Consider the following 11,439-nt stretch of genomic DNA (forward strand, 5'->3'; position numbering starts at 1 on the left):
CAGGTCAGACCTGCAGACATCTGCAGTGTGCTCAAAGAGAGACTGCGCTGCGATTTTACCCGGAGACTATATCAGCTGCAGTAAAAAGAAGAAGACTTCAGAAGTCTCAGATAGGTGAAAAAGATAGATGAAAACGGCCGCCGGGCAGAAGAATTGGCAAAAATGGATTCTCTGCCTGGCGGCCGGTTGTTTTTTGAAAGTGTGCAGGCTTCAGGCGCGCGAAAACCTGAAAAGCTGACAAATTCAGACAAGGTTCAGGCAGGAATGTTTTTAAAAACAAAATGAGCCAAAATATACAATTAAAATAGGGAGAAATGAAAAAAGAAGCCAGAATTTGAGCTGTATGTGCGTCTTTTGCAGACGAAAGGGATTTTTATGTAATTTTCTGGAAAAAAGCAGGACAGTAAAACGGTAAAAACAGCGTGATTGCTGGAGAAAAGAGGCGGCGAAATATGAGTTATTGTGCAAAATTTATGAAAGCATCCGTTGACATTTCAGGCCGCCACTGTTATAATTTAGTTAAATAAAATTCCAGGAACGGGGTTTTGTTTGTGAAGGAATAAGAGGGGTTATTCCCTCGATTTTTTATCATTAAAAAATGGAATGCGTTCCATAATGTGAAATATGTGGCGGAGAGATTTTGCTTACATAATTTTTCACAAAACATTGCAGAGCTGTCAGGAACAGCTCTGACTATAAAAGGAGGTGCAAAGGAGTATGTGGACTCAGTCAACCATGAGCTTTCCAGAGTCTATCGTAGTTTCTGCGCTTGGGCTTTCCGTTGTATTTGTTACATTGATTGCCCTTGCTCTGGCGATTATCTTTATTTCAAAGATTCTGCGCTTAATTATCAAGGATGAGGCGAAGAAGCCGGCAGCGGCTCCGGTTCAGCAGACAGCCGTTTCCGATGAAGCTGACAAGGAGACGCTGGCAGTGCTTATGGCTACCATCGGTGTAGATCTGGATTTGCCGCCAGAACAGTTTAAAATTGTGAACGTCAGGGAGATCAATTAAGAAGTGACGGATTTCATGGTACGTCTTTTGAGAGAAAGGGTTTTCACAGAAAACCGGCCAGAAAATTAATTGAAAAGGTTCACTATTTGGGAATGAAAGGAAGGTTCAACAATGAAATACACAGCCACACTTAATGGAAAACAGTATGAAGTGGAACTCGAGAGAGTAGCTGAGTACAGCCCGATTCCGCGCTACGGCGAGGCGCCTGCAGCGGCTCCGGCCCCAGCAGCAGCTCCGGCACCTGTTCAGGCAGCTGCCCCAGCAGCAGCACCAGCACCTGCAGCAGCTCCGGCTCCGACGGGTAAGAGCACAAATGTAGAGGCTCCAATGCCAGGAAAGGTTCTGGATATCAGAGTGACTCCAGGCCAGGCAGTGTCCTACGGTCAGGTGATCATGACAATGGAAGCGATGAAGATGGAGACAGAGATTGTGGCTCCGGCTGACGGAATCGTAACATCTATTCTTGTTAAGGGCGGCGATATGGTAGAGACAGGCGCAGCGCTGGTTGTTTTAAGTGAGGCTGCAGCGGCAGCCCCAGCCCCAGTTCCAACACCGGCTCCAGCCCCAGCACCTGCCCCGGCTCCAGCCCCAGCACCTGCCCCGGCTCCTGCACCTGCCCCGGCTCCTGCACCTGCCCCGGCTCCAGCCCCAACACCTGCAGCGGCACCAGCTCCGGCTCCAGCAGCAGGAGCAACTACAATCGAAGCTCCGATGCCAGGAAAAATTCTGGATGTAAAGGTAAATCCAGGTCAGGCAGTATCCTACGGCCAGGTTGTGCTGACAATGGAAGCGATGAAGATGGAGACAGAGATTGTTGCCCCGGCAGACGGTACGGTTGCTTCTGTTCTTGTTAAGAGCGGTGATATGGTAGAAACAGGTGCAGCCCTTGTATCTCTGAATTAGTAAAACAGTTCGTAAGTGAAAGGATGAAATCTGATTATGAAGTATGTAGCTACGATTAACGGAAAAAGATACGAGGTTGAGGTGGAAAAGGTAGATGCCTACAAATCTCTGGATCGCAATGGAGCAGCAGCTCCCAAGGCGCCTGTTCTGGCTGCCACACATGCGGCAAGACCGGCGGCACCAGCCCCGGCTCCGGCAGCAGCACCTGCAGCAGCACCAGCACCTGCAGCAGCACCAGCACCTGCAGCAGCACCAGCTCCGGCAGCAGCAGGCGGAACTACAGTGGAGGCTCCAATGCCAGGAAAGATTCTCACTGTTAAGACCTCTGTAGGACAGGCTGTCAAATTTGGAGAGCCGTTAGTAATCATGGAAGCTATGAAGATGGAAACTGAGATTGTTGCTCCGGCAGACGGCACAGTAAGCCAGGTTCTGGTAAATACAGGCGATACTGTGGACACGGGAGCCGCTATGGTTATCCTGAACTAGGAGGTACGTGATGAACTTTTTTGAAATTTTAAAGGAAATGCTGGCACAGTCCGGTTTTGCAGCACTTACCTGGCAGAACTGCGTAATGTTCGTTGTTTCCTTTATCCTCTTATATCTTGCTATTAAAAAGCAGTTTGAGCCGCTGCTGCTCCTTCCGATTGCCTTTGGTATGTTCCTTGCAAACCTGCCATTAGCAGATCTGATGAAGGAGTCAGAACCCTGGTATACTCAGGGCGTGCTCCGAATCATGTACGGCGGAGTAAAGTCCAGCCTGTTCCCCTGTCTGATCTTCCTCTGCGTAGGAGCGATGACAGACTTTGGTCCGCTGATTGCCAATCCGGTCAGCCTTCTTCTGGGAGCTGCCGCACAGTTTGGTATTTACATCGCATTCATGCTGGCGAATGCAACCGGCCTCTTTACAGTAGGTGAGGCCGCAGCTATCGGCATCATCGGAGGAGCTGACGGTCCGACAGCTATCTATATCGCAAACAACCTGGCACCGGATCTGGTTGCGCCGATTGCGGTTGCCGCTTATTCCTACATGGCGCTGATTCCTATGATTCAGCCGCCGATTATGAAGCTTCTCACAACAAAGAAGGAGCGCGCTATCGTGATGAAGCAGCTTCGCAAGGTGAGCAAGGTGGAGAAGGTAGTATTCCCGGTTTTCGTAGTATTATTCTGCTCCTTACTGCTCCCGTCCGTTGCACCGCTTCTCGGTATGCTGATGCTTGGAAACCTGTTCCGTGAGTCCGGCGTGGTAGAGCGTCTGTCTGACACAGCTCAGAACGCTCTGTGCAACATCGTAACAATCATGCTGGGAACTACCGTAGGCGCTACAGCAAACGGAGAGATTTTCCTTCGTCCTCAGACTCTGGCGATCGTCGCTATGGGACTTATCGCTTTCTGCTTCTCCACAGTGGGCGGTGTGCTTCTCGGAAAGCTGCTCTGCTTCCTGACAGGCGGAAAGATCAACCCGTTAATTGGTTCTGCAGGTGTTTCTGCTGTTCCGATGGCAGCCCGTGTATCCCAGACAGTAGGTTCTAAGGAAAATCCGACAAACTTCCTGTTAATGCATGCTATGGGACCGAACGTAGCCGGAGTTATCGGCTCTGCAGTTGCAGCCGGCTTCTTCATGCTGATTTTCAAGTAAAAGATTGATTAGGAAGATGACGCTCAGGACGCCGCGCTGTAATTTACGGCGCGGCATTCCGAACGGTTATCCATACATAAGGTAACAATGGTGTTTACCAAAAAATTATAAAGGAGGCTTTATTGTGGCTAATAAAGTAATGACATTACAAGAGGCAGTTGCAAAGTTTGTTGAAGATGGCGACGCTATCTCCTTCGGCGGCTTTACAACAAACAAGAAACCTATGGCTGCTGTTCGCGAGATTCTGCGCCAGGGCAAGAAAGACTTCATCGCATATGCAGGTCCTGCCGGATCTGACTGGGATATGCTGATTGGAGAGGATCGCGTAAAAGCGTACATCAACTGCTATACAGCTGACTCCGGTGTTACCAACGTTTCCCGTCGTTTCCGCAAAAAAATCGAGGCCGGCGAGCTGATCTATGAGGACTACTCCCAGGATGCCATCATGTACATGCTTCACGCTGCTTCCTTAGGTCTTCCATTCTTACCGGTACGTTTTATGATCGGTTCCGGACTGGTTGATGAGTGGGGAATCACAAAGGAAGTGCGCCAGACTATCGACAAGCTGCCGAACGACAAATTTGTGTACATGGACAACCCATTTAACCCAGGTGAGAAGACCGTATGCCTTCCAGTTCCGCAGCTGGATACAGCAATCATCCACGTACAGAAGGCTTCACCTGACGGAACCTGCATTCTGCTCGGCGACGAGTTCCACGATGTAGATATTGCTGTTGCAGCTAAGAAGGTTATCGTTACATGTGAGGAGCTGGTAAGCAACGAAGTGATCCGCAGAGATCCAACCCTTACAAAGATTCCGTGCTTCGCAGTTGACGCTGTCTGCGTTGCTCCTTACGGCGCATACCCGACACAGTGCTACGGCTACTATGATTATGACAACAGCTTCCTGAAGGCTTATGGCGCAGCCAGCAAGACAGAGGAGGATTTCAAGGCATTCTTAAAAGAGTACGTTTACGACGTGAAAGACAATGAAGAGTTCCTTGAGAAGATCGGTGTAAATCGTCTCCTTAAGTTAAAAGTATCTGATGGCTTTGGATATGCAACAGATGTAAGCAAGGAGGATTAATCATGGCTGACTACACAAAGTATACAAACAAAGAGATGCAGGCTATTACGCTTGCACAGCAGATCACAGATGACAACATCGCAATCGTAGGTACCGGTCTTCCGTTAATCGGCGCTTCTGTTGCCAAGAGGCTTTTCGCTCCTAAGTGCAACTTAATCGTTGAGTCCGGTCTTATGGACTGCTCTCCGATTGAGGTTCCGCGTTCTGTAGGCGACCTTCGTTTTATGGCACACTGCGGATGCCAGTGGCCGAACATCCGTTTCATCGGATTTGAGACAAACGACTGGCTGCACAACAACGATCGTATCATCGCTTTCATCGGCGGCGCTCAGATCGACCCATACGGAAACGTAAACTCCACCTGTATCGGAGATTACCACAATCCGAAGACACGTTTCACAGGTTCCGGCGGTGCAAACGCTATTGCTACCTTCAACAACACAATCATCATGATTCAGCATGAGAAGAGAAGATTCATGCAGAAGATTGACTACGTTACAAGCCCAGGCTGGATCGACGGCCCTGGCGGACGTGAGAGACTCGGCCTTCCGGGCAACAGAGGACCTCTGGCAGTCGTTACAGACCGCGGTATCTTAAAGTTTGACAAGGATACAAAGAGAATGTACCTTGCAGGATACTATGAGACATCCTCACCGGAGGATATCATCGAGAACACAGGTTTCGATCTGGATGTATCCAGAGCAGTGAAGCTGGATCCTCCGTCTCCTGAGGTAATCAAGATGATCCGTGAGGAGATCGATCCAGGTCAGGCATTTATCCAGGTTCCGAAGGAGGAGCCGGAGGCAAAATAAGCCAGAAGGATCTGAAAACAGGATACTGAGGTGAAAATTACACCAGACAGCATTTTCCGGCATGGCCTTCCGTTTCGGAAGACCGTGCCGCTGTTGATTTTCACTTTTTGTTATAGTTTCATTTTTCAAAGTAAAGAATAGGAGATTCAAAATGAACATGTATTCTATGCCAGGATATTTCCAGAACATGCCTACAATCGGTAAAGATCTGGTTAATCCGAATCCAGAAAATGAAGAGAGCTTAAAGGCTGTTGAGAAGGACATTCACGATTCCATCGAGAAAGCCCTTGCAGCCGGAATTACTTCCGAGGAGAAGTTAAATGAGCGCGGACAGTTATCCGCTATGCAGCGTATCAATGCATTAATCGACGCTGGAACATGGTGCCCGTTAAACAGCCTTTACAATCCGGAGGGCAACCGTTTCGGAACAACAAACGTGGTAAACGGCCTTGGACGCGTAGACGGAAAGTGGGTTTACATTGTAGCATCCGATAACAAGAAAATGGCTGGAGCATGGGTTCCGGGACAGGCAGACAATCTGCTTCGCGCTTCCGACACAGCTAAGATGCTTCACTTACCGCTTGTATACCTGTTAAACTGCTCCGGTGTTGAGTTCCCGAACCAGGATAAGGTATATCCAAACAGACGCGGAGGCGGTACACCATTCTTCCGCAACTCTGAGTTAAACCAGTTAGGCGTTCCGGTAATCGTAGGTATCTACGGAACAAACCCTGCAGGCGGCGGATACCACAGCATTTCCCCGACAATCCTGATCGCTCATCAGGATGCCAACATGGCAGTTGGAGGCGCTGGTATTCTTTCCGGTATGAACCCGAAGGGATACATTGATGAGGAGGCTGCAGAGCAGATCATCAATGCACAGATCGAGAACAGCAAGCACCATGTACCGGCTCCAGGCTCCGTGCCGATTCACTACGATGAGACAGGATTCTTCCGCGAGGTATATGAGAACGATTTAGGCGTAATCGAGGGTATCAAGAAATACATCAGCTACCTTCCGGCTTACAACCTGGAGTTCTTCCGTGTTGACACACCAAAGGCTCCTCAGTTCCCGGCAGAGGATCTGTACAGCATCGTTCCGATGAACCAGAAGCGTCCTTACGATATGTACGAGGTTATCGCACGTCTCTTCGACAACAGTGAGTTTGCTGAGTACAAGAAGGGATACGGCCCGGAGATGATCACAGGTCTCGCAAAGGTAAACGGCCTCTTAGTAGGTGTTATCGCCAATGTTCAGGGACTTCTGATGAACTATCCGGAGTACAAGCAGAACTCTGTAGGTATCGGCGGAAAGCTCTACCGTCAGGGCTTAGTTAAGATGAACGAGTTCGTGACACTCTGTGCACGCGACAGAATCCCGTTAATCTGGCTGCAGGATACAACAGGTATCGACGTAGGCGATGAGGCTGAGAAGGCTGAGTTACTTGGTCTTGGACAGTCCTTAATCTACTCCATCGAGAACTCCAAGCTGCCGTCCTTAGAGGTAACCATCCGTAAGGCCAGCGCTGCTGCTCACTACGTTCTCGGCGGACCACAGGGCAACAACACAAACGTATTCTCCATCGGTACAGGTGCATGTGAGTATTACGTAATGCCAGGCGAGACAGCAGCAAACGCTATGTACTCCAGAAAGCTCGTTAAGGCTAAGAAGGCAGGAGAGCCGCTTCAGCCAATCATCGACAAGATGAACGATATGATTCAGATGTACACAGACAAGTCCCGTCCAAAATACTGCACAGAGAAGGGAATGGTAGACGAGATCGTTGACATGACAGACATCCGTCCATACATCCAGGCCTTCACAGAGGCAGCATACCAGAACCCGCAGTCCATCTGCCCATTCCATCAGATGATTACTCCAAGGGCAATCCGCGAGTTCGAGACATTTAAGAAATAATTCAGCCGTAGGGCCGGACTGCTTTTTGCCAGACGGTCCGGCCAGACAGCAAAAGAGACAGGGGACGTTCCAAAACGTTTGAGTGTCCCAAATAATGATAGTAAAAGAAAAAGCATAAAAATTAGCCATACAGGCGCATAAATGATAGGATAGCACGATAAGTCGGGCAAAGGCACTGGAACCTTTGCCTGACTTGTCGTGGTTAGAGACATTTATGCGCCTGAATGCGGAGCCTATAAATAATACCAGATCACAGTTATATGAATACTTTTATGTATGTTTGGCCAAATTGTTTTGGCTTTTTTATGCTGTATATGATATACTTAAAACGATGTAGAAAAATGATGTAAGAGATTAAGTGGGGATGTCAGGAATCCGTTTGACATTCCTTTCTATACGGAGGTCATTATGGCAATTTACACAATGGGTATCGATGTGGGTTCCACTGCGTCGAAATGCATTATCTTAAAGGACGGAAAGGAAATTGTCGGAAAATCCCTGGTGGATGTGGGAACAGGCACAAGCGGTCCGGCCCGCGCTATTGAGGAAGTCCTCAGGGATGCGGATATGACACAGGAGCAGCTTGACTACACACTGGCAACCGGCTATGGCCGCAATTCCCTCCTGGGAATCGCCAAAAAGCAGATGAGCGAGCTTTCCTGCCACGCAAAGGGTGCATCCTTCCTGTTTCCAAATGTCCATACCGTCATTGATATCGGCGGGCAGGATGTGAAGGTGCTTCACATTGACAACGGCGCCATGACTAATTTCCAGATGAACGACAAGTGTGCAGCCGGAACCGGCCGTTTTCTGGATGTTATGGCAAAGGTTCTGGAGGTTAAGGTTCAGGATCTGGGAAGACTGGGCGCTATGTCTACAAAGGAGGTAGGCATCAGCTCTACCTGTACGGTTTTCGCGGAGAGCGAGGTTATCAGCCAGCTCGCCATGGGAACAGACAAGTGCGATATTATCAACGGTATCCACAAATCAGTGGCACACCGGGTTACGGGACTTGCACACAGAATCGGGGTAGTTCCGGATGTGGTTATGACAGGCGGTGTTGCTCAGAACAGCGGCGTTGTCTCCGCTCTTCAGAAGGAGCTGGGCTGCGAGATCCACATTTCCCCGCTGACACAGTATAACGGCGCGCTGGGTGCTGCGCTTTTTGCGTACCAGGCAGCCAGCCGTCAGAAATAAATCTTACAGAAAGATTGGAGGATAATTATTATGGCAAAACAAGTTAGTCCAGGCGTACTCGCCCTCCGCAAGGTAGTTGACGATGTTCACAAAGAGGCGCGCGAGGCCAAAGCAAGAGGGGAGTTAGTTGGATGGTCCTCTTCCAAATTCCCGTGCGAGCTTGCTGCGGCATTTGATCTGAATGTTATGTATCCTGAGAACCAGGCAGCAGGTATTGCTGCAAACCGTTACGGCGAGATGATGTGCCAGGCGGCAGAGGATCTGGGATATGACAACGATATCTGCGGATATGCCCGTATCAGCCTTGCCTATGCAGCCGGCGTCCGCGTATCCCGCAAATACGATCCTGAGACAGGCGAGTATATTATCGATCCGAGCACAGGAAAGCCATTAAAGGATGCTGACGGAAACGTAGTGATGGGTGAGGACGGAAAGCCATTAAAGGATCCGAAGACACAGACTCCATACCTGCAGCTGGACAACATTCTTGAGATTGAGAAGCTGCCGGACGGACCGGAGAAGGAGAGACGTCTTGAAGCCATCTCCCCAATCCGCCAGATGCGTATTCCGCAGCCGGACTTCGTGCTCTGCTGCAACAATATCTGCAACTGCATGACAAAGTGGTATGAGAATATTGCCCGTATGTGCAATATCCCGCTGATCATGGTAGATATTCCTTACAACAATGACGTTCACGTAGCAGACGAGAATGTAAAATATGTGCGCGCACAGTTTGACAAGGCTATCAAGCAGCTGGAGGAGCTGACAGGCAAGAAGTTCGACGAGAAGAAGTTCGAGGAGGCCTGTGCAAACGCAAACCGTACAGCTAAGGCATGGTTAAAGGTATGTGATTACTTACAGTACAAGCCGGCTCCATACAGCGGTTTCGACCTGTTCAACCATATGGCAGACGTAGTTACAGCACGTGCCCGCGTTGAGACAGCAGAGGCATTTGAGCTTCTTGCAAGAGACCTGGAGGAGACAGTTAAGAAGGGTGAGACAACCACTCCATTCCCGGAGAAGTACCGTGTAATGTTCGAGGGTATTCCATGCTGGCCGAAGCTGCCTGCACTGTTTAAGCCTCTGAAGGCAAACGGTGTAAACGTAACAGCCGTAGTATATGCACCTGCATTCGGATTCGTTTACGACGGACTGGACGAGATGGCCCGCGCTTACTACAAGGCTCCGAACTCTGTCTGCATCGAGCAGGGTGTTGACTGGCGTGAGGGCATCTGCCGCGACAACAAGGTAGACGGCGTTCTTGTTCACTACAACAGAAGCTGCAAGCCATGGTCCGGTTATATGGCAGAGATGCAGCGCCGCTTCACAGCCGATCTGGGTGTTCCATGTGCAGGATTCGATGGAGACCAGGCCGATCCGCGTAACTTCAATGCCGCACAGTACGAGACAAGAGTACAGGGTCTGGTAGAGGCAATGGAAGCAAACAAGCAGGCAAAGGAGGCATAGTCAAATGAGTATCAACGCATTATTAGATGAATTTAAAGTAAAAGCTGCCACACCAAAGCAGCAGCTTGCTGAATATAAAGCTCAGGGGAAAAAGGTAGTTGGCGTTCTGCCATATTACGCTCCGGAAGAGCTTGTTTACGCAGCCGGAATCGTTCCCATGGGAATCTGGGGTTCCAACAACAAGACTATCAGCCGTGCGAAAGAGTACTGTGCTACCTTCTACTGCACAATCGCTCAGTTAGCTCTTGAGATGCTCCTTGACGGAACTATGGACGGCCTTGACGGAATCATCACTCCAACTATCTGCGACACTCTGCGCCCGATGAGCCAGAACTTCCGTGTAGCTATGGGTGACAAGATGTCCGTTATCTTCTTAGCTCATCCGCAGAACCGTTTTGAGGACTTCGGCCTTCAGTTCACAGTGGATCAGTACACACACGTTAAGAAAGAGCTGGAGAAGATTGCAGGCAGAGAGATCACAAACGATGACATCAAGAATGCCATCAAGGTTTACAACGAGAGCCGTGCAGCACGCCGCAAATTCGTGAAGCTGGCTTCCGACCACTGCGATGTGATCACTCCAACCAAGAGATCTGCTGTATTAAAGGCCTTCCACTTCATGTTAAAGGACGAGTACACAGCTAAGTTAAATGAGTTAAATGCTGAGCTTGAGAAGCTTCCAGTCTGTGACTGGCAGGGTACAAAGGTGGTTACCTCCGGTATCATCTGCGACAACCCGGCTCTGCTGGCAGCCTTTGAGGAGAACAACATCGCCATCGCTGCAGATGATGTGGCTCACGAGACACGTTCCTTCCGCACCGATGTACCTGAGGATGCTGATCCGATGATGGCACTTGCACATCAGTTTGCAAACATTGACTACGATGTTCTTCTGTACGATCCAAAGTCCAGCGAGAACCGCCGCGGTGAGTTCGTTGCTAACCTGGTTAAGGAGAGCGGCGCTCAGGGTCTGGTACTGTTTATGCAGCAGTTCTGCGATCCGGAGGAGATGGAGTATCCATACCTGAAGAAAGCATTAAATGATGCAGATATTCCTCACATCAAGCTGGGAATCGATCAGCAGATGCGCGACTTCGGACAGGCCCGCACAGCTATCCAGGCCTTTGCAGATGTGCTTGAGATGAGAAAATAACTTTCTGTAAATAAGAGAGACTACAAAAGATAAGCTGAGACTTCTGCACTGGAATCGCACGGAAGACCCAGGAAAAAATGAAAAAGCGCAGGCAGGAAATGCAGGCGCAAAAAAGTTCCCCACCGGCAGAGGAAGAGTTCCCACCGGTGGGGCTTTTTGTGTTCAGGGGAAGGGGAAGATCCGGCGCTGTCAGGTAAGCGCCAAATAATAGTGCGGTAAAATTTAAAATTACTCCAGCCCTTTGCGAGTTGG

Annotated in this window: 12 protein-coding genes; 11 read left to right on the plus strand and 1 reads right to left on the minus strand. The window is 49.5% G+C overall.

The features are described 5' to 3' along the window. The first annotated feature begins 114 nt into the window (after positions 1 to 114). From DW757_RS17445 to hgdB, 11 genes are all read left to right on the plus strand, one after another. A complete protein-coding gene (locus tag DW757_RS17445) occupies positions 115 to 285 on the plus strand; it encodes a hypothetical protein (protein WP_182433317.1) in 171 nt (56 codons plus the stop codon). A gap of 432 nt (positions 286 to 717) precedes the next feature. Next, positions 718 to 1,014: an OadG family protein gene (locus DW757_RS13880; RefSeq protein WP_008394848.1), complete on the plus strand. Its 297-nt coding sequence runs from the start codon at positions 718 to 720 to the stop codon at positions 1,012 to 1,014. A gap of 111 nt (positions 1,015 to 1,125) precedes the next feature. Next, positions 1,126 to 1,917, plus strand: a complete 792-nt coding sequence (locus tag DW757_RS18060; protein ID WP_118752006.1) for an acetyl-CoA carboxylase biotin carboxyl carrier protein subunit — start codon at positions 1,126 to 1,128, stop codon at positions 1,915 to 1,917. 36 nt (positions 1,918 to 1,953) lie between these two features. Further along, on the plus strand, positions 1,954 to 2,403 hold the full coding sequence (locus DW757_RS13890; RefSeq protein WP_118752007.1) for a biotin/lipoyl-containing protein: 450 nt from the start codon (positions 1,954 to 1,956) through the stop codon (positions 2,401 to 2,403). Positions 2,404 to 2,413: 10 nt separating this feature from the next. Then, positions 2,414 to 3,553, plus strand: a complete 1,140-nt coding sequence (locus tag DW757_RS13895; RefSeq protein WP_008394852.1) for a sodium ion-translocating decarboxylase subunit beta — start codon at positions 2,414 to 2,416, stop codon at positions 3,551 to 3,553. Positions 3,554 to 3,677: 124 nt separating this feature from the next. Further along, positions 3,678 to 4,640 carry a glutaconate CoA-transferase subunit A gene (gene gctA / locus DW757_RS13900; protein ID WP_083794703.1) on the plus strand — a complete coding sequence of 321 codons (963 nt, stop codon included), beginning with the start codon at positions 3,678 to 3,680 and terminating at the stop codon, positions 4,638 to 4,640. Positions 4,641 to 4,642: 2 nt separating this feature from the next. Further along, a complete protein-coding gene (gene gctB, locus DW757_RS13905; RefSeq protein ID WP_008394854.1) occupies positions 4,643 to 5,452 on the plus strand; it encodes a glutaconate CoA-transferase subunit B in 810 nt (269 codons plus the stop codon). 151 nt (positions 5,453 to 5,603) lie between these two features. Further along, positions 5,604 to 7,370 carry a carboxyl transferase domain-containing protein gene (locus DW757_RS13910; protein ID WP_008394855.1) on the plus strand — a complete coding sequence of 589 codons (1,767 nt, stop codon included), beginning with the start codon at positions 5,604 to 5,606 and terminating at the stop codon, positions 7,368 to 7,370. Positions 7,371 to 7,778: 408 nt separating this feature from the next. Continuing rightward, the gene (hgdC, locus tag DW757_RS13915) at positions 7,779 to 8,567 is read left to right on the plus strand and encodes a (R)-2-hydroxyglutaryl-CoA dehydratase activase HgdC (RefSeq protein WP_008394856.1); all 789 of its coding nucleotides are present in this window, start codon (positions 7,779 to 7,781) and stop codon (positions 8,565 to 8,567) included. A 30-nt stretch (positions 8,568 to 8,597) separates the two neighbouring features. Then, a complete protein-coding gene (gene hgdA, locus DW757_RS13920) occupies positions 8,598 to 10,034 on the plus strand; it encodes a (R)-2-hydroxyglutaryl-CoA dehydratase subunit alpha (protein WP_008394857.1) in 1,437 nt (478 codons plus the stop codon). Between the two features lie 4 nt (positions 10,035 to 10,038). Next, positions 10,039 to 11,187 carry a (R)-2-hydroxyglutaryl-CoA dehydratase subunit beta gene (gene hgdB, locus DW757_RS13925; RefSeq protein ID WP_008394858.1) on the plus strand — a complete coding sequence of 383 codons (1,149 nt, stop codon included), beginning with the start codon at positions 10,039 to 10,041 and terminating at the stop codon, positions 11,185 to 11,187. A gap of 20 nt (positions 11,188 to 11,207) precedes the next feature. On the opposite strand, the gene DW757_RS17520 is transcribed toward hgdB, so the two are convergent. After that, positions 11,208 to 11,439: hypothetical protein (locus DW757_RS17520; protein ID WP_207665910.1), on the minus strand; the 232-nt coding region annotated here is incomplete at its 5' end.

The organism is Clostridium sp. AM29-11AC (assembly GCF_003480545.1).
Classification (GTDB): Bacteria; Bacillota; Clostridia; order Lachnospirales; family Lachnospiraceae; genus Otoolea; species Otoolea saccharolyticum_A.